The organism is Shimia abyssi (assembly GCF_003014475.1).
GTDB classification, from domain to species: Bacteria; Pseudomonadota; Alphaproteobacteria; order Rhodobacterales; family Rhodobacteraceae; genus Shimia; species Shimia abyssi.
The window spans coordinates 1-23,529 of sequence record NZ_PYGJ01000002.1 but is presented as its reverse complement, the minus strand read 5'-3'; the positions used below and the strand labels follow the sequence as shown (position 1 = coordinate 23,529).

The following is a 23,529-nucleotide window of genomic DNA, read 5'->3' as shown; positions in this document are numbered from 1 at the left end:
AATTGCGGTCGCAAGTGACGCGATGTTTTAGTGGGTGACGCTTGCCTTAGAAGGCAAACCGCCTACCGTGGTGGTGAAGACAAACGCCCTATGATTACCGCCGCCTCGGAGGACGCAGATGTGACACATGCGCTGGATACACAAGCGGTAGAGCATTGGCTGGGTGCACATCTTGCCGAATTTGGCGGGCCTGTTTTGGCGGAAAAGATCGCTGGAGGGCAAAGCAACCCGACCTATGTGTTGCGTACACCGGGGCGAAGTTATGTACTGCGGCGCAAACCGCCGGGAGTGCTGCTCAAATCCGCCCATGCGGTTGATCGCGAGTTTCGGGTGCAGCGTGCCTTGGCCGGGTCGGACGTGCCGGTCGCGCCCGTTCATGTGTTATGCGAGGATGACGCGGTGATCGGGTCGGCGTTTTACGTGATGGATCACGTTGAGGGGCGCAATTTTGACGATCCGCGATTGTCGGAATTGGATGCACAGCAACGGGCGCAGGTTTTTGACGAGATGAACCGCGTTCTGGCCGCTGTGCATATGGTCGACATCAAGGCCGTTGGGTTGTCGGATTATGGGCCGGAAGGCAATTATTACGAGCGACAGATTGCGCGTTGGACCAAGCAGTATCGCGCATCCGAGACCAAAGTGCTGCCGCAGATGGACGCGCTGATTGCGTGGCTGACAAACAATGCGCCGCAGGATGATGGGCGGCGCACGCTGGTGCATGGGGATTTTCGCATCGACAACATGCTGTTTGCCCCTGATGCGCCGCGCATTGTGGCGTTGTTGGATTGGGAATTGTCAACAATTGGCCACCCCTTTGCAGATCTCGCCTCGGTCATCATGCAGTGGCAAATGCCGCCTGGTCATGAGGGGCGCGGGTTGGCCGGGGTGGACCGGAAGAGTTTGGGTATTCCGTCGGACGAGGCGTTTATCGCGGCCTATTGCGCACGCATGGGGCTGGCTGGGATTGATCGGTTTGGGTTTTATCTGGCGTTTAGTTTCTTTCGCATGGGCGCAATCCTACAGGGTGTGATGAAACGTGCATTGGACGGCAATGCCTCGGAGCCTGAACGGGCCATGCGGCTGGGGGCCTTTGTGCCCAAGTTTGCAGAAGCCGGGCTGGAGGCCGCGCGCAATGTGTGAGCGGTTTCAGGGAAAGGTTGTGATGATCACGGGCGCGGCGAGCGGGTTTGGAGCGCTGGCCGCAGCACGGTTTGCAGCCGAAGGCGCGCGACTGGCCCTTTCGGATATCGCGGGGGATGCCTTGGAGGAGGTGGCGCAATCGCTGCGTTCCAAGGGCGCTGACGTGATCACAGAACATGTGGATGTCACCAAGGAAGCGTCAGTCGCAGGGCATGTCGCGCGGGTTTCTGACGGGTTTGGCGCGCTAGACGTTGCGATCAACAATGCGGGCTTGGGGCATCGGCTAGCTCCGCTGCAACAGCTGAGTGTGGACGAGTTTGACACTGCAATGGCAGTGAATGCGCGCGGTGTTTTCCTGGGGATGAAGTTTCAGATCCCGGTCATGCAAGCTGCGGGGCAGGGCGTGATTTTGAATGTTGCCTCCGCCGCGGGGCTGGTTGGGGCGGGGCAGCTTTCGGCCTATGCGGCGGCGAAGCACGCGGTTGTGGGGCTGACACGCGCAGCGGCGGATGAAAATGCGCGACGGGGGGTGAGGATCAACGCGCTTTGTCCATCCTTCTCGGCCACGCCGCTGTTTGATGAAATGGCCGATCAGGTCGGCGAACGGACATCGACGAGCCGAGAAGAAGCTTATGATCATATCGCATCTCGCGTGCCAATGGGGCGCGTGTCCGAACCAGGGGAGGTGGTGCAGGCGATGCTGTGGATGTGCGCACCTGAAAATTCGTTTATGACCGGGCAGGCGATCGCCATTGATGGCGGTCTCACGGCGATATGAGTGGTATGGAGGCCGTGGCATTGATCCGCGAAGCGCGCAGGTTTCGCCCTTATTCCGAAGCGCTCTATCCAGCGCTATCCGTGGACCCGTTCTACCATGCGCTTGAGGTTCGAGCGCCTGCGGGACAAGACAGTCGCGCCGCCATGTTAGCCTATTATGACTATTCCGCACTGGAGGCTGAACGGTTTGGCGTGCTGTGTACGCCGCCCTCGGGTGCGTATGGGGCGTCAATCTGGGCAAAACCTATGAGCGTGACCGACGCAGACGCAAAGTCGCAATCCAAAGCAGCGGTCTTGCGGGCGGCGATGGGGGCTGAATGCCTGCGCTGTTATCAAGAGATCAATGAGAACATGACTGTGACAACGACGCCGGTTGCTAAGCCAGAGGATTGGTATCTTTCCATCCTTGGGGTGTCGCCCGAATTTCAGGGACAAGGGCTTGGGGCCGGTCTGATCCTACCTGTTTTGGAACAGGCAGATGCGGCGGGGGTGGCTACCTATCTGGAGACATTTACCCCACGCAATATGCCCTTTTATACACGGCTGGGTTTTGCAGAGCACGGACCATTCCACGAACCCGTAACGGGCTGCGATTATTGGGTTATGCGCCGCCCAGCAGAGTAGCCTCAGGCTGCTTGGGCGACCCAGTTTCCAGCCAGTTCAGTCACCGCGTTCAGAATGAAGTCTACGGTTTCGTCACTCATCAGCACACTGAGGTTGAGGCGGACAAAACCGGGTTTGCTGGTGCCGCCTCCGGTCAGGATGTCGTCGCGAATTTGGGATGAGTTTGCATCGTCGATGTCCAGCAGGTGATGCACGTATGGGCCCGCACAGGAACAACCGCCCCGCGCTTGTATGCCGTAGTGGTCTGACAGGGCACGGGTAAAGGCGTTATGGTCGATGCGCTGGCCGTCATGCCCGATTGGGACAAACGACAGGATAGGCAGACGTTCGGCCCGATCTGCGGCGAGCAGATGCAGGTTGGAATGATCAGCCCACGCGGTTGCCGCGCGATGCGCCAGCTCTGCATTGCGCGCATCCATATAGTCTTGACCGATGGCGTCTTTGACCAGCATTGCGAGCGCGACGCGAATGTCGCCAATCACATTGGGGGTGCCGCCTTCTTCGCGCTGTTCCAAACGATCGACATAATCGTGCTGATGGGCGTTCACAAAGGCAACAGTCCCGCCGCCGGGGCGGTAGGGTGTGGCCGCGCGTGCCGCGTCGCGGCGCAGGATGAGTACGCCGCTGGCACCGGGGCCGCCGATGAATTTGTGCCCGGAAAACACGATTGCGTCGATGGGTGAGTCGGGGGCCGGGGTCATATCCATGCGCAGATAGGGGGCGCCACCCGCATAATCCCAGATCATGGTGGCGCCATATGATTTAACAATGCGGGTGACTGCCACGATGTCAGTTTTCACACCGGTCACGTTTGCTGCGGCACTCATGGCGACAACCACTGGCCCGGTTTTGGTATGTTCTAACAGAGCGGCCTTTAGGAGTGTCATGTCGGGGCCGGGGGCAGTGCCTTCGGGGATCTCAATTACCCGTGCGCCACTTTCGCGCCATGGCAGCAAGTTCGAGTGATGCTCGTAAGGGCCAACCAGAACGGTTGTGTCCGAGCCGACATTGAGGATGTGCCGAAGTTGGTTCAGGCCAGAGGTCGCGCCGGAGCCGGAGAAGATAACAGCGTGGTCCTTGGAAGACGCGTTTGTGAGGCGTGCGACCGTGGCGCGTGCGTCTTCGCGCAGGCGTGTCATATGCGCGCCGCAATGGGATGCCTCGGTGTGGCTGTTGGCGTAGAACGGCAGAACCTCTTCCATGATGAAGTCTTCGACCTGCCGCAAGGCACGGCCAGACGCGACGTAGTCGGCATAGATGAGCTTTCGCGTTCCAAAGGGCGTCTCTATCGAGGTGTCCCCGCCAATCATCCCCAGACGCAGATCGGCCAAGCGATCGCCGGTTAGAGAGAGTTTGGAAGAAAACCGGTCAAATGCATTCTGATTGGTCATGGGACACCTCTTGCTCGTCGTCATGAGAAGAAGATAAGCTGTGATCGATAGATCATTTTTGCCTATTTGATATGGAAATTTTAAAATAGTTGTGTCATTTGATCTAAATGACGCGAAAAATTGATAACATTGATCGAAAGATACTCGACCTGTTGCAACGGGATGGCTCTTTGTCGCAACGGGCGGTGGCGGAAAAGGTCGGACTTTCCCAGAACGCGCTGTGGCGACGCTTGAAGGGGTTGGAGGATGATGGTGTCCTGCTAGGGACACGGACACGTATCGACCCAGAGCCGCTTGGGCTTGATTTGACAGTGTTCGTGATGGTGCGCACGCGCAATCACGAGATGTCATGGGCCGAAGGGTTTCGCAAACATGTCGCGCGCATTCCACAAGTGATGGAGATGCACCGGATCGGTGGCGATTGGGACTATATGCTCAAGATCGTGACAACGGGTATGTCCGGCTATGATGCGGTGTATCGACGTTTGACCACAGGGTATGAACTGGACACGGTCACCGGGTATTTCTCGATGGAAACCATGCTGGAAGACAGGCCGCTAGATGTGTTTACCTGAGGTCAGGATCCACTTATCCTGCATCTCTGTCGCCAAATCTGCGAAATATCAGCGGTTTGGGGCGTGACGGTAAGTGTGGTTCACATTTTGAGCGGCCCGAGCCGCTGAGATGAAGCGGATTTGACGCCCTTTGGATTTGGCAGATTTTCAGGCTGACGTTGTCTCATGGCCGTGAAATAGACCGCTATTCCTTCGCCCTTGATCTTGGCTAAATAGAAAATCCGCCAAACCTGTGGCGCGGGATTAATGGATCCTGACCCTAGGTCGCTCTGGCAATCTCGCGAACAAAATCTGCGCATTCTTTCGGTGCTGTCATTGGGATCATATGGCCCCGCCCCGGTAGGGTTTTCATCGGCAGGCCGTATTGCGCCATCGGCGTGCCATGGTGACTGGCCGAGAGGACAGTGTCGTTTTCGGAAAACAGGATGGCGCCGGGGGTTTTGAGATCGGTTTTGTAGCGGTCAATCAGGCTCGCGACATCGCCGCTGGTTCCCATCAAATCCGCCGAGGCCGAAATGAAGGTTTCCGGGCGTAAGGCCAGCCATCCGCCGCCACGGGTCTGGAAGTTTGGCACCACAGGTTCGGGGGCAAAGACGCTGCGCAGCACCTTTGGCTGGATCAGACGCGTCATGGGCGAGACGATGGTATATGCAAACAGGCGGCGGCTGAGCGTGCTGCGCAATTGCAGGGGGCGAAAAACGGCGGGGGCTTTGGGCATGGGGTGCGTGGCCGGGCAGAGCAACGCCAGCGCCGACGGCCGATCAGGGCGGAGAAGCGCCATGGCCAGCGCCACAGATCCGCCGAGCGAATGGCCCACTAGCACAGGGTTTTTCACGCCGCGCGCATCCAAAAAGGCCCAGAGCATCTCTGCCTGTTCTCCCAGATGGGCCAGTCCATCATTGTCACGAGTGGAATAGCCACAGCCCGGACGGTCTACAGCGATGACATGGAAATCCTGCGCCAAGAGATCGCTCATGCCATAGGTGAAATGATGTAAATTGCCCGCAAGCCCGTGAATGAGCACAAGTGTTTGGGCATCCTTGGGGCCTTGTTCGACAAAATGGAGCATCGCGCCATCGACTTGCTGAAACGCCCCCGGCGCGGGCAGGGCCGCTTCGGCCTTGCGGGCCAGCATTTGCGTGCGCACCACCAGAGCGATGAGCATCACAGCCAATATTGCCAGTATCGTCGCCATGACAGCTGATCTCCGTGTGTACCTTGCGGCAAGCGAGCCCAGATTAGCACTCAGAGTTCAAGCGGCAAATGGCAGGACGCGTCGCTGTTACAAAAAATTCATACCCATGGCGCAGGAATCGATTGCGGAATTTCATTCATTTCAATAATTCATGAATTATGGATAAAAAAGACGCCCTGAATGCCTTTGCCGCCCTGAGCCAACCGACCCGGTTGGACGTGTTCCGCCTTTTGATCACCAAGGGCGAGGTGGGCATGCAGGCCGGGGAATTGGCCGAAGCGCTGGATGTGCGCCAGAATACCCTTTCTGCAAACCTGTCGGTGCTTCTGAATGCCGGACTTGTGCGCAATCAACGCGAGGGGCGGGCGATCCGCTATTTCGCGGACACTGAGGGGTTGCAGGGCCTGTTGGGTTTTTTGTTGCAGGATTGCTGTGGCGGCCGGCCAGATCTTTGCCAACCATTGATCCAAGACCTGACGTGTAGCTGCTAAAGGACCAGATGACGTGGCCGACAAAACGTATAGTGCGCCCTTTTCGTGGATCGGACAATCGGTACGCTCGATTTTGGCGGGGGCTGTTTTGCAACGTGAAACCTTGGCGGAAATACGCGGTTTATTTTCGGCGGGACCGTATCTCGGTCTTTGCCAACTTGCCGTGTGTCGCGTTGGACAAGGTCACCCTACTGGGGCGTCTGGCTGGATTCGACCAGCGACTTTTTTAATCGAGGACATGTAGATGAGTGATCAGTCCCTGAAGGCCCAAGCCGGGTTGGGTACATTTGAACGGCTGCTCTCGCTGTGGGTGGCGCTGGCGATTGGTGCAGGACTGGCATTGGGCAGCCTGTTTCCCGCCCTGTTCGGTGTGCTTGCCTCGCTTGAGGTCGCCTCGGTCAACCTGCCAGTGGCGGTGCTGATCTGGGCGATGGTGTATCCAATGATGGTGGGCGTTGATTTTGGCGCGCTGCGCCAGATTGGCGACCGGCCCAAGGGGTTGGTGATCACGCTGGTGGTGAACTGGCTGATCAAGCCATTCACCATGGCAGCGCTCGGCGTGTTGTTCTTTCAGTTCGTCTTTGCCGGACTGATCCCACCAGATGATGCACAGGCCTATCTGGCCGGGGTGATCCTGTTGGGCGCGGCCCCCTGTACGGCGATGGTGTTTGTCTGGTCGAACCTGACCAAGGGTGATCCGACCTATACGCTGGTGCAGGTTAGCGTGAACGATGTGGTGATGGTGTTTGCCTTTGCACCGATCGTCGCCTTTCTGCTGGGTGTGACGGACATCACCGTACCGTGGGATACGCTGGTTTTGTCGGTGGTGCTGTATGTGGCGTTGCCATTGTTGGCCGGATTGATCACGCGCAACCAGCTAGTGCAAAAAGGCGGCGAGGCGGCGGTGGATGCGTTCAAAGCGAGGGTGCAGCCGTTCTCCATCGCCGGTCTTTTGCTGACGGTTGTGTTGCTTTTTGGATTTCAGGGACAGGTCATTCTGGACCGTCCACTGGTGATACTATTGATCGCGATCCCTTTGCTGATCCAGTCCTATGGCATCTTTTTTGTCGCCTACGGTGCTGCGCGCCTGTGGAAAGTGCCGTTCAATGTGGCCGCGCCATGCGCGATGATTGGTACGTCGAATTTTTTTGAATTGGCCGTCGCGGTCGCGATCTCGCTCTTTGGGTTGGGATCGGGCGCTGCGCTGGCCACGGTGGTGGGGGTCTTGGTCGAAGTGCCGGTAATGCTCTCGCTTGTTGCTTTTGCCAATCGCACACGCGGCTGGTTCCCGTCTTAAGAGGAAATGTGAAATGACAAAAATTGCAATCAACGGCCTTGGCCGTATGGGCAAGCTTGTGATCCGCAGCTTTGTTGATCTGGGCGTTGAGGCTGAGGTTGTGCTGTTGAACGACGCGACTGGCGATGCGGAATTGCACGCGCACCTGTTGGAGTTCGACACCGTGCACGGCCGCTGGCGCGCCGATTTTGCCTATGATGCAGACAGCATCACTATCGACGGCCAACAGATGCGTTTCACCAATGAGCGCGCGATTGAGGCGCTGCCGCTGCAAGAGCTGGGCGTGGATCTGGTCGTGGATTGTACCGGCGTTTTCAAGAGCAACGCCAAGCTGCAACCCTATTTTGATGCAGGTGTCAAAAAGGTGGTTGTGTCGGCTCCGGTCAAGGACGACGGCGTTGCCAATATCGTCCATGGCGTGAACGATGACACCTATGATGCACAGACGCACAAAGTGGTCACGGCCGCCTCTTGTACGACTAACTGCATTGCGCCAGTTGTTAAGGTAATTAACGAGGCGCTTGGCATCGAACAGGCGAGTTTCACCACCATTCACGACGTGACCAACACCCAAGTCATCGTGGACCGCGCCCACAAAGACCCACGCCGCGCGCGCTCTGCGCTGAATTCGCTGATCCCGACCACAACTGGCTCGGCCAAGGCGATTATCCAGATTTTCCCGGAGCTTGACGGGCGTATCGACGGCCATGCGGTACGTGTGCCGCTGCTCAACGCGTCGCTGACCGACATTGTTTTCGACGTGTGCCGGGACACCACCGCCGAGGAGGTGAACGCGCTATTCGAGAAAGCGGCCGCAGGCGCGCTTGAGGGTATTCTGGGGTATGAAACGCGGCCCTTAGTGAGCTGTGACTACACAAATGACGACCGCTCGACCATCGTGGATGCAATGTCGACCCGCGTCGTGAATGGGCGCCATGTCAAAGTGTACGCCTGGTATGACAATGAATGGGGTTATGCCTTCCGACTGGCAGATGTCACGCGGATGGTTCTGGCGTCGCTCTGACTGTGATCTTTAGGCCGGGGGCGCCCCCGGCAATTGTTGGAAGTGTGTGATATGACAATTGACACCCAAAGCCCTCGGAAAAAGCCAGAGGGGCTTGCCGCCTACTTCATTGTGACCGCTGCCTATTGGGCGTTCATGCTCAGCGATGGCGCACTGCGTATGCTGGTGCTGTTGCACTTTCACACGCTCGGGTTTTCTGCGGTGCAGTTGGCGTATTTGTTTCTGCTCTATGAGTTGATGGGCATTGTTACCAACTTGTCTGCGGGGTGGTTGGCGGCACGATTTGGGCTGACCTCAACGCTTTATGCGGGATTGGGCATTCAGATTGTCGCCCTTGCGGCCCTCGCGCAGCTTGACCCCGCGTGGGGTCTGACAACCTCGGTCATTTTTGTAATGTGTGTGCAGGGCTTGTCTGGCGTGGCCAAGGACTTGTCGAAGATGTCGGCGAAATCCGCCGTCAAGATACTTGCCCCCGCCGGGGATGGCACGTTGTTTCGCTGGGTCGCAATCCTGACCGGTTCCAAGAACGCAGTGAAGGGGTTTGGGTTTTTTCTTGGGGCGGTGCTGTTGTCAGTTTGGGGCTTTGTCGCGTCGGTCTGGATAATGGCGGCTGTCTTGGCGGTGATCCTGATCGGTGTCTTTGTGTTCATGCCGCCCGGACTGCCGCAGGGCAAAAAATCTGCCAAATTCAGTCAGGTGTTTTCCAAGGACACCAACGTGAACCGCCTGTCTTTGGCGCGGATGTTCTTGTTTGGCGCGCGTGATGTCTGGTTTGTGGTGGGCATTCCGATCTATTTCTACGGTGTGCTCTCGGATGGCACCGAAGAGGGCAACCGCGCGGCTTTCTTCATGATCGGCAGCTTTATGGCGGTGTGGATCGTGCTCTATGGGTTTGTGCAGGGCATGGCACCCAAGCTCTTGAACGCCGCCAAAAGCACAACGCCGCAGATCGTTCACAAGGCTGTGGTCTGGGTTGGCGTGCTGACGTTGATCCCGCTGTCGCTAGCTGCAGCTGTCTGGGCCCAAGCGCCCCACCTGACGATCATTCTGGTTGCGGGCCTTTTGGTGTTTGGCTTTGTGTTCGCCGTGAACTCGTCGGTGCATTCCTATTTGATCCTCGCCTTTACAACAGGTGAACGTGTCACGATGGATGTGGGGTTTTACTACATGTCCAACGCCGCCGGGCGGCTGCTGGGCACATTGTTGTCGGGTGTTTCATACCAGATCGGTGGACTGCCGCTGTGTCTGTTCACGGCGGCACTGATGGCGGGGGCATCCACGCTGGCCGCCAACAGGTTGCGTTAGACCGGATCGGCGTCTGGGTGCAACGCGTCATTGATCCACTGAAATTCCGGCGAAAAGGGCAGTTTCTGGATCAGAACAGATGGGCCTTTGGTTAGTTCGACCGCGGAATTGCGCGCAGCGTCCAGCCCCGGTTGATCGCCTGCTTTGAGACACACAAGTGCGCGCAGCAATTGCACGGCGCGGTCAGTTGGCGCAAGGTACGCGGCCTCGGTCGCGTCGCGCAGCGCGCCCTCAAGATCGCCATCACTCAGTTTCAGCCGGGTTCGAAAACACAGGCGAGACAGTTTGAAGGGATTGTCAGCCCCAAGCGCGTCAAAGGCCTCAAAAATCTCCAGCGCCTCGCGAAAACGGTTTTCGCGCAACGCGATGTTGGCACCAAGATCCGCGCCACCAAGAAAATTAGGGTTTGCATCAAGTGACCGGCGCATGTCGAAACGGGCGCCTTCAATGTCGTCGCAGAGCCGCAGTTTGTAAGAGCCGCGCGACCAGAAGACAAAATCCGAAGGCGGGTGCTCTGCGACCGCCAAATCCAGATCACGCCCCAAAGACGCCTTTAATTCATCCGTTGTGTCTTCAAAATTGATACCCCAGTTGTTGATCCGACTATGGGCGCGCATGGCCAGCGACATGCCGTCGCGCGGCGACAGCGCTACCGCCCGGTCAAGCGCATCATATCCTGCCTGCCAACTTTCGAGGTCCTGACGGAAAAACAGGTTGGCTGCGCGCGCGCGCAGCTCTGATACGCTGAGCTGTTCGTCGCGCAGGTGAATAAGCCGGTCGCCATCATGCTGGACGGTTTGCAGCCTGATGTCAGACTCGGCGCGGGCCAGTACATCGTCGCAAAAAGCAAAGACGTCGCTGGTGTCACCTTCGTAGGTACCAGACCAGATCATGCTCATGTCGTCGCGCATCATGAGGGAAACCGTAAAACGCCCACGCGTTCCAGAAATACGAAGCCGCCCGCGCAACAGAAAGATTGTCGGCGTATCGGGATCTTGGGCTGCATCTACCGTTGTAATGCCTGTGCGCTTGACTGACTGCTGAACGATTCCTTCGTGCAGATCCATCGCCAAAGCTTCGTTGTCGGGCGTTGCTGGCGCAAAGGAGATTGCTTCGATTGCGATTGAGGGCAGGGCGCCTGCATCGGGTGCCGTGGTCAGGTTCGCCGGGCGCCATTGATAAAGCCGCATCGGCGTGGCGATGTTCTTGAGGTTGAACATGCCCGCATCGTTGAGATTGCTCTGGCGGTTCTCCGAAAGCTGACGGAACAGGTCTTCGGATAGCATCACACCGCCCGGAGGCGCTTCGGTCTCAATACGCTGGGCAATGTTGACGCCATTTCCGTAAAAATCGTCTTCGTCCTCGACGATCTCGCCGATGTGGCAGCCGATACGCAGCTTAATCACCTCGTGTTCGGCCAGCCCTGTCTGCACCTCTTCGGCACAGTTCAGCGCGGCCTCTACACCTGGGAATGCCAAAATCCAGCCATCGCCCATTCGCTTGAGCACCTCGCCACCGTGATTGGCCGCCACAGGCTCCAACAAGCGCTGCTTTAGATCGCGCACAGACTGCACCGCCAAGGCTTCGTCCTCTCCCATAAGAGCGGAATAGCCAACAAGGTCAGCGCACATCAGGATGGTCAGTCGGCGGTTCATAATTTTAGTCCGTATCGGATTGGGTGGTTTCTAAACAGTGTAGTTCAGAATCTGGGTTTGCCATAGGTGGGTTCAAGAGGCGGTATCGGATTCTTTTACGTCGGGGCAGTGGGGATCTGTCGCGAAATCGGCGCTCTTTTTCAATTTTCTGGAAATCGGATCAGTTTTCAATTCAGCGGCAATGCCGCGCGTTAACGATGTATGCGATCTCTGATTGGACTGAGTGCGGCGTTAACTATTTCTTAACGAAGGTTAACGGTGCGTTGGAAATGGTTGAAGCCTTCGGAAAATTGTTTGCGATAATCGCATTTGGAAGTGTTGTTGCACTTGTGGGTGGCTCAATTGTTGCCGCTGATCCATGTGATCGCGCCGCATTTGGGCGATGGCGCGTCATTGATGGACTGGATACGCGTGCCCAGATTCTGGATCAGCGCAGTATTGCCCCTGTGGTTTGGAACACGGCTGGCACTCGCGTTGTGCGGGGCAGTTGGCAAGACAGGTTTACAGGTCACGTCTTTGAAAACATCGATGCGCGCAAAGTGCATATAGATCATTTGGTCCCGGTCTGCTGGGCTTGGGACCATGGCGCCGAGGATTGGACCCGCGCGAAACGCAAAAAATTCTTCAACGATCCTCGGTTTCTATTGGTGGTCGAGGCGCGGGCGAACACTGCCAAGGGGGATGCGGGGCCGGATCAGGTGCTGCCGATGAACCGGCATTTTGCATGCGAATATGTAGAGCGGTTCCTGTTTGCCATCGAGCTTTATGAACTCACGTTGTCTGCGCAGGAGTCGATTAGAATCTGGAGCACTAAGGACGCTGCATGCCGCCCCCACAACTCTTCAAAAGCGCCAATAGGCTGACACTGAACTTTCGGCCTGATGCGGCCAAGGTCGCGACGCGCTCAATCCACCTTGACCAAACCCAGTTTCCACTCCATATCCCGCATCTATGACCGACCTGAACAAAATCCGCAATTTCTCCATTGTCGCCCACATTGACCATGGCAAATCCACCCTTGCTGACCGCCTCATCCAAGAGACGGGCACGGTGGAAGATCGTGACATGAAGGAACAGCTGCTCGACAGCATGGATATCGAGCGCGAGCGTGGCATTACGATCAAAGCAAACACTGTCCGCATCGACTATAAGGCCGATGACGGCGAGACGTACGTGCTCAATCTGATCGACACGCCTGGTCACGTGGATTTTGCCTATGAAGTTTCCCGTTCGATGAAGGCGGTTGAGGGCTCGTTGTTGGTTGTCGACAGCACCCAAGGGGTTGAAGCACAGACGCTGGCCAATGTGTATCAGGCCATCGACGCGGATCACGAGATTGTGCCGGTTCTCAACAAGATTGACCTGCCCGCGTCTGATTGCGACCGCGTGGCGGAACAGATCGAGGATGTGATTGGCATTGAAGCCACGGGCGCTATTCAGGTCTCGGCGAAAACCGGGGTTGGCATTCATGAAACGCTTGAATCCATCGTGCAGGATCTGCCTGCCCCGCAAGGTACGCTGGACGCGCCGCTTAAAGCGATGCTGGTGGACAGCTGGTACGACGCCTACCTTGGTGTGATTGTTCTGGTACGCATTATGGACGGTACGCTCAAGAAAGGCATGCGGGTCAAGTTCATGTCGAACAACACCCTGCACCATGTTGACCGCGTGGGCGTATTCCGCCCTGAGATGCAGATGGTTGACAGTCTTGGCCCCGGCGAGATTGGCTTTCTGACAGCGTCGATCAAGCAGGTGCGTGACACCCGTGTGGGCGACACCATCACCAATGACCGCAATGGCACCGAAGTGGCACTGCCGGGCTTTAAGCCTGCGCAACCGGTGGTGTTTTGTGGTCTGTTCCCGGTCGACAGTGCCGAGTTCGAGGACTTGCGCGACGCCATCGATAAGCTGGCGCTGAATGACGCGTCTTTCAGCTTTGAGATGGAAACATCCGCAGCGCTGGGCTTTGGCTTTCGCTGTGGCTTCCTTGGTCTGCTGCACCTCGAGGTGATCCGCGACCGGATCGAGCGGGAATATAATATCGAGCTGATCACCACCGCGCCCAGCGTGATTTACCATGTCTATATGAAGGGCAAGGACGGTGAGATGGGCGAGAAGATCGACCTGCACAATCCCGCCGACATGCCCGATATGTCCAAGGTCGACCATATTTCTGAGCCGCGTATCAAGGCGACGATCCTTGTGCCGGATGATTATCTGGGCGACGTGCTCAAACTGTGTCAGGACCGTCGCGGCATCCAGCTTGACCTGACGTATGCGGGCAGCCGCGCGATGGTGGTCTATGACCTGCCGCTGAACGAGGTGGTGTTTGATTTTTACGACCGTCTGAAATCTGTGACCAAAGGCTATGCGTCTTTTGATTACCAGATGGAGGATTACCGCGAGGATAACCTCGTCAAGATGTCGGTGCTGGTGAATGATGAGCCGGTCGATGCGCTGTCGATGATGGTGCACCGCGACCGCGCCGAACAGCGGGGCCGGGCGATGTGCGAAAAGCTCAAAGATCTGATCCCGCGCCACATGTTCAAAATCCCGATTCAGGCGGCGATTGGCGGCAAGGTGATTGCGCGTGAGACATTGTCAGCGCTGCGCAAGGACGTGACCGCGAAATGTTATGGTGGGGACGCCACGCGGAAACGCAAGCTGCTGGACAAGCAGAAGGCGGGTAAAAAGAAGATGCGCCAGTTTGGGAAAGTGGACATCCCGCAAGAGGCGTTTATCAGTGCACTCAAAATGGATGACTAGTCCATTTTAAGCGCGAGTGCGCGGAAGCGAAGGCCACGCCTTCGCGGGCGCACCCCGTTCCTAAAGGCGCGATACTCGCGCCCCAAACACCCAAAAGGCCGCTCCCACGAGCGGCCTTTCTCCTTCCCAGACCCATCCGCAGGGCCACCACCCCAAGGATCGCACCCGCCCTGAGGGGCGGGGTCGGGCGCTATCCGGATCACAGGTGATCCGGGGAATTGTCTTGAATACTCCTTTTAGTTGCATATCTTATTCCATATACGCGCCCCAGATCGCGCAGTGAACTGCGAGAAAACAAAGGAAAAAAATGTCAGATCTCGACGTGGAAGCAGTTGAAAAATACCAAATAGAGCAAACTCAAAAAATAATTTCGACTCGAGAAAAGTTCCCCCTTCAGCCAATTGTTTTTGTGGGTTCCGGACTAAGTCGACGCTGGATTTCAGCGCCTACATGGTTTAGTCTTCTCGATTGGGCGATTGAAAAATGTCCGGAAATTGACAAGCCAATTCAGTTCTTTACCCAACAAGAAGTAGGTCTTCCCGAAGTTGCAGAACGAATTGCCACCGCTTACCAGTCTTGGGCATGGGGAGCCGGAAGCGCTGAGTTTCCGCCAATACTGTTCGAGGTCAAAGTACCAGCCGATATCTACCTAAAGTATGCGATTGCGCAGCACATCAAGGGGTTCGGCACAGGTATTGCGGAGCAGTATCAAGACGAAGCCTCTGCATTCGCGTCTATTCGACCTCATGCGGTAATCACTACTAACTATGATGGTGTTTTGGAGAAAACTCTTCCGGGATATCAACCGATTTTGGGCGCGGGTTTGATTTCGGCACCGTTTGCCATCATTGGAGAAATCTACAAAATTCACGGCACAGTTGAAAAGCCTAGTTCAATGGTTTTGACATCCAGTGACTATTTGGCTTTTGGTGCCAAGCGGAAGTATCTTACGGCCAAATTGCTTACCTTTTTTGCTGAGCATCCCATTCTTTTTGTCGGTTACAGAGTTGAAGATACCAATATTCGCAAAATCTTGGAGGATTTGGATGAAGCTGTCGAAATAAAGGGAGGCACAATTCCAAACATATTCTTTCTCACGCGACCTAATGGTGAAACACCGGCCTTCGAAAAAATTCTGCAGGTTTCTGCTGACAAGGGCGTTAGAGTTAACGCCATTGAAACCAAGGATTTTGAATGGGTTTTTAAGGCTTTTGGACACAACGCTCCCTTGTCCAACGTTAACCCACAAGTTCTTCGGTCACTTTTGGCAAGATCTTATCAACTTGTAAGATCCGACATCCCGAAGCAAATGTTCGAGGTGGACTTTGAATTGATCCGGAACAAAGTTGATACAAAGGAGCAGTTTGCCAAGGTCTTTGGAATTGGCACATTGCAGCCGGTAACGGGATTTTCGGCGAGTTATCCGTACAATCTCACAGAAGTTGGACGAAAGCTCGGGTATGCAACTTGGCATGGCGCCGACAAGTTGATCAAACAGATCAAGAATGAAAAGGATGTGGATATAAAGGCGTCGGATAATCAGTACCACGGTACTGTCCGCATCAGTAAAAAATCAAAAGCGCAAATGTATTCCGAAGCTTGTGTCGAATTGCTCGAAGCCGTTCGGGACGGAGTGGGCTATGAAGTACACTTGGTCTAAGACGAGCCCTAAGCTATTTCCGATATTTTGAAGGCATTTCGTTTGAGCCTAAATTTGCCCACCCCAAAAAACTTCCATCCCCCCACAAATCTGCCCAACAAAACAGCTTTCCCAACCCATCCCCATCTTATCCACAACTTACTCCCAGACCTCCCCACGGGCTTACCCACATCCCTCCTAAAAAATCCCTTGCCCGACTCAGGGTTCGTGACCCAACCTGATCTTAACGCAAGGGGCATTAGGCTTAGGTCAAAACGCCCCACGCGGGACGCGAAGGTCTCTTGGGGTCGGAGCGGGGGAGGGTGCGGAAACGCGTCGGATCCCGTGTTGAGGGCAACAGGACGCTGGCTGAAACGTCGCGATGGTTGCGGCACTCTTATGAGGGTCGCGGATCAAGCCGAGGCGGGAAGGTAGCGCAAAAAGCCAGCGCGTGGCCGGTGAGACGGGGCAACCTTGATCATCGGTTGGGGGGAGCGGATGTTGGGACGAGGTTTGGGCGCGAGGGGCAGCCCTAGTGTTCGGGCGGACGTCACAGGATTCGGATCCCGCAGCAATGGCGGAACAGATGGCTCCTCGTCAGAGGAACGCCCGGCCTGCCTGAGCAGCGAATGGATATGCTGGCGGGTCCCGCCCAAAGGTGTGATCATTCCAAGAAGGCGTCAGGATCGCGGATTTGGAGAGGTTTCCTCTCTGTGATGTCCGAGCCCCTGACGCCTTTTCTGCGTTTGCCATACGGTTGCAAAAACTCGCATGTGTTCTAGGTTGGTCAAAACTGACCAATGGAGACCACCATGACCTTGACTGCTGCTGCCATGCTTGAAGCTGCCCACGCTGTTGTTCCAAAAATTTCCACCGAGGAGGCGCGGGCTAAGATGGCGCAGGGGGCGTTGTTGTTAGACGTGCGCGATGGGGCAGAGGTGCAGGCCAGCGGGCGGGCCGAAGGCGGGCATCATATCTCACGCGGCATGCTGGAATTTCGCGCTGATCCATCCTTGCCCTCGCATGACCCTGAATTGCAGTTTGATCGCCCTCTGATTCTTCATTGTGCTTCTGGCGGGCGGGCGGCTCTTGCGGGCAAGTTGCTCAAGGACATGGGCTACCGCGAAGTGTGGAATTTGGGTGGATTAAAAGACTGGGTCGATGCAGGTGGCCCAACGGCATGAGCAAATGCATGCCCTTGCAGGCAGTTGGGTGATTTACACCGACGCAATACCGACGTAATACCGACGCGATGCCGAACAGGCATTGGGTGAAATGTGTTGCCACGAGGTTCCAAATTCCGACTGGAAGTTTTACGCATTGCTCAATAAACTTGTCGTTAACCCGGCCAGCGCGTAAGGGACCGGGATGACGACCCAGTAAGTTGGAAGGACGCAGATGAGCATGGACAAAGAGACGCTGACCAAAGAGCTGATTGCTCTGGTCGCCGACGAAGGCATGGTGGATGTGTCCGACATTGCTCCGGAAAAACGCCTAGAAGATCTGGATATCCAATCGGCTGATTTTGTTATGATTCTAATGGCGATTGAAGAGAAGTACGATGTCTACATTTCTGTGGATAACGAGTTGAGCGAAGTAGAAACCGTTCAAGACCTGCTTGATCTGGTTATTACCAAAATCGAAGAAGCACAGGCAGCCTGAACGTGAGACGAGTTGTCATTTCCGGAATGGGAGCCGTTTCGGCGTGCGGGAATGGCGCGCAGGCTTTGATCTCAGCGACGCAGGCTGGCGTGTCCGGCGTGCGTCCGGTGCGTTTCCCAGAAATTGATGTTCAACGCGTCGGTACAGCCGCAGCCATGTCGCCCGAAGCCAAAGCGGCGATAGATGAAGAAATGGCGCACCGGATGCGTGAACCGGTTGCGAATTACGCATTGTTAGCGGCGCGTGAAGCGGTGAAACAGGCGGGGTTAGAGACCGCGGATTTCGGAGATGCGTGTGGCGTGTCTATCGGATCAGGGTTTGGCGGCGCTCAGACGCTGAACAAGAATTACCTCAAATTTGGCGCAGAGGGCAGCATGCGGCTGGACCCTATGTCTGTGCCAAAGATCATGAATAACGCCGCAGCGAGTTGGGTCTCGATGGAGTTTGGCGCGCGCGGCCCTGCGTATTGCATGGCGACGGCTTGTTCCTCGGCCAGTCAGTCCATTGGCCTAGCTTACCAGATGGTTAAGGTCGGTGCGATGGAGCGTTGTCTTGCCGGAGGCTCTGAAGCTCCGCTCGAGAGCGGCGTGTTTCGGGTTTGGGAATTGCTGCGCGTGATGTCTGCGACAAAGAACCGGCCTTTTAGCAAAGACCGCAATGGTATGACATTGGGTGAAGGTGCGGGCGTATTTGTAGTAGAAACAGCGGAAAGTGCTATTGCGCGTGGTGCTGAGATTCTTTGTGAGATTTCAGGATACGGTACAAACTCGGATGCTGGCGACTTGCTACGTCCCGATGCCGAGCGGGCCTCTGCGTGTATGAACGTCGCCTTGCAGGATGCGGGGCTGAGCGCGTCTGATATTGGCTATGTAAATGCACATGGAACCGGCACGGTTGCAAACGACGTTAACGAAGTCGATGCGTTGCGCCGTGTCTTTGGGGATGATTTGAGCGAGTTGGCAATTTCATCAACCAAACCAGTTCATGGGCATGCGCTTGGTGCAGCCGGTGCGCTAGAGTTGGTGTCTGCAATTGGGGCACTGCACGAGCAAAGCGCACCACCGACAATCAATTTCACCGAAATTGATTCCAAGATCGGAATTGACCCAGTTTCCAACACGGCGCGCGCCATAAGCACGGATGCGGTGATGTCTAACTCGCTGGCGTTTGGCGGCATCAATGTGACGCTTATCTTGCGCGCATATGGCTAGGGTCAACAAACAGGTTGTCGTCTCGGGTTTGGATGTGTCCCAAGAGGCCCAGCGAGCCATCATGAGAGATTTGCTTATGCGTCTGGTTGGTACAGATGCAGGACCAGACATGCCATTGATCGCCCCGGCGATGCTTTTGGGCGATGGTCAGATTGTCAAAGCAACGGAGGGAATGACGGCTCAGCCAGGGGAAACTTTGGTGCACGAATTTCAGCAGTTTAATCGTTTTGATTTGCCCGAGAATTCAACTGAAATCGAAATCGAAATTACCGAAAAATATGCGGGCAGCAGTATCGGTTTCGACTTTGCGATTGGTAAAGATGCCGGTTTTTCGAGCGTGATGCAAACCAGATTGAGATTGGCTGCTCGGTCTGAGTTGCAGGGGCTGAAAGGGGCGGAATTTCACGAGAAGCTTGCGGCAGAGGGCGCGCAATGGGTGTCGCTTGGTGCCATCCAGATGAGTGATGTGCGCGCGTATCTTGACCTGACGCATGACAAGAACCCTATACATGTTGATGACACAGCAGCACGCGCCGCTGGTTTGTCCGGGACCATTCTTCCGGGTATGTTGCTGTGTGGGTTGGCGGAATACGCGCTAGGTCATGCGCAAGCAGAGGCTCGCATCGAGCAGATGAAAACACGATTTATGGCGCCGGTTCCGGTTGGCGAGGCCGTGGATTTTGTTGTTGTGCCACGAAAATGGAACGCACAAGGAGCGCTTACGGTTGTGCGACAGTTTGTTTTGACGACGGAGCGCGTGATCGCGGCAGTTATGGATGTTCAGTTAAGACCGTCAGGCGAAGTTGGTCAGATGAACGTCAACCAAGCCCACGCCATCACGACATATGTCAATTGATGTAGTGCCTGGTCAGTACCCATCGCATACCAGTACATAGGCTGATCGGGGGAAAGATTCATATCGACGGAGATGCGCGCCTTGGCCCAGTCGATATGGAAATGCACAATAAATTCGATCAATGCGATCCAGAAGATCAATGAAGCGGACGTGCCAAATACAAAAAGCACCAGAATACTGAATATAACGTGAATACCGGCATGTTGAGCGCGCCCCATATGCCAATAGCGCTCGCGCCCCATAATCATCTTTGCATTTTGCAAAAAGAAGTCGGCCACCAGATGTTTGATCTGGAAAGCTGCAAACAGCAGCAGAAGCACCATGCTTTGATCCATTGATCGTGGCCTTTTATTGTCCCCGTTAACAAGAGCCTAGCGCCACAATCACGTTATCGCAAACGCATGTTGCAGTTTAGACCAAGAAAGCGTTTGAATTCCGTTGCGTAACATTGCTAGCATCACCGGAACACTGAGAGGATATTGCCCGATGTGATGGGCAATTGGGGAGAGCAGGCGATAGAACCCACACTTTTTTCCTTTATCTGGAAGTTTTCGAAACGGGATCAGATGGTATTGCTGGTCCTGACGGCGTGCTTGTTTCCGTTGCAATTCCTGACATTGGAGTTGCCAAAGCGGATCATTAACGACGCGATCGACGCCGAGCAAAGCTTTATCGATGTGTTTAACATCGAAATGGCGCAGGAAACTTTTCTGATCACGTTGAGCGTGTTGTTCCTCGTTGCTGTGCTTGGGCATGGTTTGATGAAGATGCGGATCAACACCATGAAGGGCGTGTTGTCTGAGCGGATGCTGCGGCGGTTTCGGTTCATTCTGATTTCCCGGGTGACCCGTTTCCCTCAGCCTTATCTCCGCCGCGTGTCACAAGGCGAACTTGTGGCAATGATCACGTCTGAGGCCGAGCCGATGGGCGGCATGATGGGCGATGCGATCAGTGTGCCGGTGATGCAGGCCGGACAAATGCTGACCATTCTGACATTCCTGTTCCTACAAAGTGTCTGGTTCGGGTTGGCCGCCATTGCGCTGATCCCATTTCAGGCGTGGCTGATCCCCAAGTTGCAGCGACAAATCAACCTGCACAACAAAGATCGCATTCAGGAAGTTCGCCATCTGGCCGCCGAAATAGGCGAAACGGCTACGGGCGCGCCGGAGTTGCGGGTCAATGGTGGCTGGCGTTTTCGGATGTCGCGGATCACGCGACGGTTAGGCACGTTGTTCCTGATCCGTCTGACGATCTACAAGAAAAAGTTCTTTATGAAGTTTCTAAACAACTTCATTACGCAGCTGACGCCGTTCTTCTTTTACTTGGTTGGCGGCATTCTGGTTATTCGCGGTCAAGTTTCGCTGGGTGCTTTGGTCGCGGCATTGGCGGCCTACAAGGATCTGTCTGGTCCTTGGAAGGAGCTGTTGAATTATTACAACCGTGCTCAGGATCTTTCCTTGCGTTGGACATTGATTCTGGAACGCTTCACGCCCCATGGCATGATCGATGATGACCGTTTGGAAGGCGAGCCGGACGAAATCCCGCGCCTGAAGGGCGACATCAATTTGAAAGAAGTGTTTGTCCGAGATCACGACGGTGACTCGGTTCTTGAAAATCTAACGGTTACCCTTCCGCAAGGGTCCGTGGTGGCGATTAGTTCGCAGGACGCCGAGGAGCGGCGCGCCGTGGCTGAGCTGTTCACGCGAGAGATATTGCCGGTTGGTGGCACAATCGAAATTGGTGAAACTGATGTTTCCGATTTGCACCAACGTGTGATTGCGACACGGGTAGGGTATGCGGATCCGTCGCCTTATGTGTTCGAGGGGACGTTTGGTCACAATATCCTTATGCCACTCAAGCGCCGTCCGTTGGCTGATTTGCCCGATCCATTAGGAGAGACGGAAGATAAGAAGCGAGCGTATGAATCCAATCGGACTGGTAACAGCCCGGATCGGTTCTTTTCGGATTGGGTTGACCCCTCGTTGGCTGACATGGCCGATGAGGACGAGGTACATGCCTGGTGGCTGGAGTTGATGGACGCTACAGGAGCCGGCAACGCACTGTTCCGTCGCGGATTGGATCAGACCTTTAAGCAGGCTGACCCTCCCGAATTGGCAGATGCACTCGTTGAAATGCGCCCAGTGATCGAGAAGAAGCTGATTGAGAAAGGGTTGGACAAAGCATTCTACCGGTTTGACCCCGCCGTTTATAACCCAGCACTTCCGGTTGCGGCCAACCTGTTCTTTGCAACACCGCGGGAACCTATTGAAGACACTTCCAAAGAAGCGATTAGCGACTTCCTCGACCTGTTGCACGAGTTGGGTCTGGAAGAGGGTATCCTGCGCATGTCCCAGGAAGTGGTCGAAATGCTTAACCAGACATTTGGCGTAGATGGCACCGATCACCCTCTCTTCCGTCAGCTGGGGCTAAATCCAGATGTGTTTACAACCAAGGTCGGCTTGGTCGAGAAAAGCAGGCAGGTCGGTCTTGAAGCGATGGAACGCAGTGAGCTGGTTCAGATGCTTGAACTGCCGTTTGAGGTTTCGGCAGAACGGATCGGCCCTGGTTTTGACGACGAGTTAAAGGCGTCAATCCTGGAGCTGCGTCAGGCTCAGTCCGAAAAGCTGGCTGAATGGCTGGTGGTTTATTTCGCTCCGCTGGAGGAAGACAAGTTTGCTCCAGGGCTGAGTGTGCTGGAAAATGCGATCTACGGTAAATTGTCCGCTTCAGCCGGGCCGCGCGGAGAGGCCATTCGCGATATCGTGGCAGAGGCGCTTGATGAGGCGGGCATGAAGCAACAGGTTGCTGAGCTGTTGTTTGCTGTGCCATCGGGCATTGCCGGGGCGGGGCTGCCAACGGCGTTCCTAGAGCCACTGGCGATTAGCAGGGCAGCAGTCAAACGGCCAGACGTGCTGATCCTTAACAGATGTCTCGCGAGCTATGACGAAGAAGAGCGCGCTGGCATTGTCCAGAACTTGCGACGGCTGCTGCCTGACACGACGCAGATATTCCTTGAGGAAGAGTTTGAAGACACGGATGCGTTCGACATCTTCCTTGAACTGGAGCACGGGCGCCTGAAAGACGGTGAAGAAGGCGAGATAGAAGAGATTGACAACGCTGCCAGCGCCGATTTGCGCCGCAAAATGCGAGCGCTGGTGTCTACGGATATGTTCTCTGGTTTGTCTCGCCGCCAGCTTCGCTTGCTTGCTTTTGGTGCGCAGTGGCACAAAGAGAAACAGGGTGAATATCTGTTCCGAATGGGCGACGACCCAGCTGATGGTGCTTATTTGATCCTCGAAGGCGAAGCTGGGCTGGGATATCAGACTGATGATGGTGTCAATCATTTGGTAGCCGTTGCGGGGCCAGGTACATTGGTGGGTGAACTTGCATTGTTGCGCAAAGAGAAGCGGGCATTGGATATGTACGCTAAGACCGATCTAGATATGCTGCGCCTCGGCGAATCCGAGTTCATGGCAGTCGTCGAGAATGACGCGTCTACGGCTTTCCGCATTCTGCAAGCCGTTGCTGGGTATGTTGGTGCACCGAAAGACAATGATTCCGACGACGATTCCTGAGTTTTGGGCAAACCCCATATGTCTTGGATGTAGCTGGGCACAAAACGTGCGTCAGCAATCAACTTTCACGTCTGAAGTACTCGCTGTTTTTTCAAGATCATGGCGATTCATGTGGTTGATTCACGAGAAAAGAAGGTCAGAGTGCCGGTTCTGAGCGCGCGCAGTGTCTAATCGAAAGAGATTTGGGTGTGAATTTGCTGATTTATTGGGGAAATTTCGGACTTCGAACTTTTTTGGCGAAAACCTACAAAAAGGGGTTGCGGGTTTTGATTGGTAACTTTAGAACCCCCCTTACCGGCGGCGCTGAGGCGCGGTTGGGGCGCCAGACGGAGCGGCGGACGAG

Annotated in this window: 20 protein-coding genes; 16 read left to right on the top strand and 4 right to left on the bottom strand. The window is 55.5% G+C overall.

The window, feature by feature from the left end; all coding sequences use genetic code 11:
• Positions 1–90: 90 nt before the first annotated feature.
• From CLV88_RS04070 to CLV88_RS04060, 3 genes are read left to right on the top strand one after another with little or no spacing between them, the layout of a single operon-like run.
• Positions 91–1,143 (top strand): phosphotransferase family protein, encoded by a 1,053-nt coding sequence (locus CLV88_RS04070; protein ID WP_106607119.1) that lies wholly within the window; start codon positions 91–93, stop codon positions 1,141–1,143.
• A gap of 22 nt (positions 1,144–1,165) precedes the next feature.
• Complete coding sequence (locus CLV88_RS04065; protein WP_243403567.1) at positions 1,166–1,921, top strand: SDR family NAD(P)-dependent oxidoreductase; 756 nt, start codon at positions 1,166–1,168, stop codon at positions 1,919–1,921.
• Positions 1,918–2,544 carry a GNAT family N-acetyltransferase gene (locus tag CLV88_RS04060; RefSeq protein ID WP_106607117.1) on the top strand — a complete coding sequence of 209 codons (627 nt, stop codon included), beginning with the start codon at positions 1,918–1,920 and terminating at the stop codon, positions 2,542–2,544. Before CLV88_RS04065 ends, CLV88_RS04060 begins: the two co-directional genes overlap by 4 nt.
• Positions 2,545–2,546: 2 nt before the next feature.
• On the opposite strand, the gene CLV88_RS04055 is transcribed toward CLV88_RS04060, so the two are convergent.
• Positions 2,547–3,935 carry an aminotransferase class V-fold PLP-dependent enzyme gene (locus tag CLV88_RS04055; RefSeq protein WP_106607116.1) on the bottom strand — a complete coding sequence of 463 codons (1,389 nt, stop codon included), beginning with the start codon at positions 3,933–3,935 and terminating at the stop codon, positions 2,547–2,549.
• Positions 3,936–4,042: 107 nt separating this feature from the next.
• On the opposite strand from CLV88_RS04055, the gene CLV88_RS04050 reads away from it, so the two are divergent.
• Entirely contained in the window at positions 4,043–4,510 is a 468-nt protein-coding gene (locus tag CLV88_RS04050) for an Lrp/AsnC family transcriptional regulator (protein ID WP_106607115.1), read from the top strand.
• A gap of 259 nt (positions 4,511–4,769) precedes the next feature.
• Here CLV88_RS04050 and CLV88_RS04045 read toward each other — a convergent pair whose 3' ends face one another.
• Positions 4,770–5,705 carry an alpha/beta fold hydrolase gene (locus CLV88_RS04045; RefSeq protein ID WP_106607114.1) on the bottom strand — a complete coding sequence of 312 codons (936 nt, stop codon included), beginning with the start codon at positions 5,703–5,705 and terminating at the stop codon, positions 4,770–4,772.
• 158 nt (positions 5,706–5,863) lie between these two features.
• Between CLV88_RS04045 and CLV88_RS04040 the strand changes: the two genes are divergently transcribed.
• The 4 genes from CLV88_RS04040 (at position 5,864) to arsJ (ending at position 9,822) form a co-directional block, all read left to right on the top strand.
• Positions 5,864–6,196 carry an ArsR/SmtB family transcription factor gene (locus tag CLV88_RS04040; RefSeq protein ID WP_106607113.1) on the top strand — a complete coding sequence of 111 codons (333 nt, stop codon included), beginning with the start codon at positions 5,864–5,866 and terminating at the stop codon, positions 6,194–6,196.
• A gap of 244 nt (positions 6,197–6,440) precedes the next feature.
• A complete protein-coding gene (gene arsB, locus CLV88_RS04035; RefSeq protein ID WP_106607112.1) occupies positions 6,441–7,493 on the top strand; it encodes an ACR3 family arsenite efflux transporter in 1,053 nt (350 codons plus the stop codon).
• A gap of 13 nt (positions 7,494–7,506) precedes the next feature.
• Positions 7,507–8,517 (top strand): ArsJ-associated glyceraldehyde-3-phosphate dehydrogenase, encoded by a 1,011-nt coding sequence (locus tag CLV88_RS04030; protein ID WP_106607111.1) that lies wholly within the window; start codon positions 7,507–7,509, stop codon positions 8,515–8,517.
• Positions 8,518–8,568: 51 nt separating this feature from the next.
• Complete coding sequence (gene arsJ / locus CLV88_RS04025; RefSeq protein WP_106607110.1) at positions 8,569–9,822, top strand: organoarsenical effux MFS transporter ArsJ; 1,254 nt, start codon at positions 8,569–8,571, stop codon at positions 9,820–9,822.
• Here arsJ and CLV88_RS04020 read toward each other — a convergent pair.
• On the bottom strand, positions 9,819–11,477 hold the full coding sequence (locus CLV88_RS04020; RefSeq protein ID WP_106607109.1) for an adenylate/guanylate cyclase domain-containing protein: 1,659 nt from the start codon (positions 11,475–11,477) through the stop codon (positions 9,819–9,821). The genes arsJ and CLV88_RS04020 overlap by 4 nt on opposite strands.
• A gap of 269 nt (positions 11,478–11,746) precedes the next feature.
• On the opposite strand from CLV88_RS04020, the gene CLV88_RS04015 reads away from it, so the two are divergent.
• From CLV88_RS04015 to CLV88_RS03985, 7 genes are all read left to right on the top strand, one after another.
• Positions 11,747–12,340: a GmrSD restriction endonuclease domain-containing protein gene (locus CLV88_RS04015; RefSeq protein ID WP_133169907.1), complete on the top strand. Its 594-nt coding sequence runs from the start codon at positions 11,747–11,749 to the stop codon at positions 12,338–12,340.
• 88 nt (positions 12,341–12,428) lie between these two features.
• Complete coding sequence (gene lepA / locus CLV88_RS04010; RefSeq protein ID WP_106607107.1) at positions 12,429–14,243, top strand: translation elongation factor 4; 1,815 nt, start codon at positions 12,429–12,431, stop codon at positions 14,241–14,243.
• Positions 14,244–14,550: 307 nt separating this feature from the next.
• Positions 14,551–15,903, top strand: a complete 1,353-nt coding sequence (locus tag CLV88_RS04005) for an SIR2 family protein (RefSeq protein ID WP_106607106.1) — start codon at positions 14,551–14,553, stop codon at positions 15,901–15,903.
• Between the two features lie 791 nt (positions 15,904–16,694).
• Positions 16,695–17,066, top strand: a complete 372-nt coding sequence (locus tag CLV88_RS04000; protein WP_106607567.1) for a rhodanese-like domain-containing protein — start codon at positions 16,695–16,697, stop codon at positions 17,064–17,066.
• 214 nt (positions 17,067–17,280) lie between these two features.
• Positions 17,281–17,544 (top strand): acyl carrier protein, encoded by a 264-nt coding sequence (locus tag CLV88_RS03995; protein WP_106607105.1) that lies wholly within the window; start codon positions 17,281–17,283, stop codon positions 17,542–17,544.
• A 2-nt stretch (positions 17,545–17,546) separates the two neighbouring features.
• Entirely contained in the window at positions 17,547–18,755 is a 1,209-nt protein-coding gene (locus CLV88_RS03990) for a beta-ketoacyl-[acyl-carrier-protein] synthase family protein (protein WP_207797015.1), read from the top strand.
• A gap of 61 nt (positions 18,756–18,816) precedes the next feature.
• Complete coding sequence (locus tag CLV88_RS03985) at positions 18,817–19,611, top strand: MaoC family dehydratase (RefSeq protein ID WP_165798798.1); 795 nt, start codon at positions 18,817–18,819, stop codon at positions 19,609–19,611.
• Here CLV88_RS03985 and CLV88_RS03980 read toward each other — a convergent pair.
• Positions 19,563–19,934, bottom strand: a complete 372-nt coding sequence (locus tag CLV88_RS03980; protein ID WP_243403566.1) for a DUF3307 domain-containing protein — start codon at positions 19,932–19,934, stop codon at positions 19,563–19,565. The genes CLV88_RS03985 and CLV88_RS03980 overlap by 49 nt on opposite strands.
• Before the next feature lie 165 nt (positions 19,935–20,099).
• Here CLV88_RS03980 and CLV88_RS03975 point away from each other — a divergent pair, with 165 nt between their 5' ends.
• Positions 20,100–23,186 carry a cyclic nucleotide-binding domain-containing protein gene (locus tag CLV88_RS03975; RefSeq protein WP_341477145.1) on the top strand — a complete coding sequence of 1,029 codons (3,087 nt, stop codon included), beginning with the start codon at positions 20,100–20,102 and terminating at the stop codon, positions 23,184–23,186.
• The last annotated feature ends 343 nt before the right edge of the window (positions 23,187–23,529 follow it).

Excerpts from the sequence above, each read along its gene's own strand:
- CLV88_RS04070 (WP_106607119.1), top strand. The coding sequence starts at position 91 with ATGATTACCGCCGCCTCGGAGGACGCAGATGTGACACATGCGCTGGAT.
- CLV88_RS04045 (WP_106607114.1), bottom strand. The coding sequence starts at position 5,705 with ATGGCGACGATACTGGCAATATTGGCTGTGATGCTCATCGCTCTGGTG.
- CLV88_RS03980 (WP_243403566.1), bottom strand. The coding sequence starts at position 19,934 with ATGGTGCTTCTGCTGCTGTTTGCAGCTTTCCAGATCAAACATCTGGTG.
- CLV88_RS04050 (WP_106607115.1), top strand. The coding sequence starts at position 4,043 with ATGACGCGAAAAATTGATAACATTGATCGAAAGATACTCGACCTGTTG.
- lepA (WP_106607107.1), top strand. The coding sequence starts at position 12,429 with ATGACCGACCTGAACAAAATCCGCAATTTCTCCATTGTCGCCCACATT.
- CLV88_RS03985 (WP_165798798.1), top strand. The coding sequence starts at position 18,817 with ATGAGAGATTTGCTTATGCGTCTGGTTGGTACAGATGCAGGACCAGAC.
- CLV88_RS04030 (WP_106607111.1), top strand. The coding sequence starts at position 7,507 with ATGACAAAAATTGCAATCAACGGCCTTGGCCGTATGGGCAAGCTTGTG.
- CLV88_RS03995 (WP_106607105.1), top strand. The coding sequence starts at position 17,281 with ATGAGCATGGACAAAGAGACGCTGACCAAAGAGCTGATTGCTCTGGTC.
- CLV88_RS04065 (WP_243403567.1), top strand. The coding sequence starts at position 1,166 with ATGATCACGGGCGCGGCGAGCGGGTTTGGAGCGCTGGCCGCAGCACGG.
- CLV88_RS04055 (WP_106607116.1), bottom strand. The coding sequence starts at position 3,935 with ATGACCAATCAGAATGCATTTGACCGGTTTTCTTCCAAACTCTCTCTA.
- CLV88_RS04005 (WP_106607106.1), top strand. The coding sequence starts at position 14,551 with ATGTCAGATCTCGACGTGGAAGCAGTTGAAAAATACCAAATAGAGCAA.
- CLV88_RS04000 (WP_106607567.1), top strand. The coding sequence starts at position 16,695 with ATGACCTTGACTGCTGCTGCCATGCTTGAAGCTGCCCACGCTGTTGTT.
- CLV88_RS04060 (WP_106607117.1), top strand. The coding sequence starts at position 1,918 with ATGAGTGGTATGGAGGCCGTGGCATTGATCCGCGAAGCGCGCAGGTTT.
- arsB (WP_106607112.1), top strand. The coding sequence starts at position 6,441 with ATGAGTGATCAGTCCCTGAAGGCCCAAGCCGGGTTGGGTACATTTGAA.
- arsJ (WP_106607110.1), top strand. The coding sequence starts at position 8,569 with ATGACAATTGACACCCAAAGCCCTCGGAAAAAGCCAGAGGGGCTTGCC.
- CLV88_RS04015 (WP_133169907.1), top strand. The coding sequence starts at position 11,747 with ATGGTTGAAGCCTTCGGAAAATTGTTTGCGATAATCGCATTTGGAAGT.
- CLV88_RS04040 (WP_106607113.1), top strand. The coding sequence starts at position 5,864 with ATGGATAAAAAAGACGCCCTGAATGCCTTTGCCGCCCTGAGCCAACCG.
- CLV88_RS04020 (WP_106607109.1), bottom strand. The coding sequence starts at position 11,477 with ATGAACCGCCGACTGACCATCCTGATGTGCGCTGACCTTGTTGGCTAT.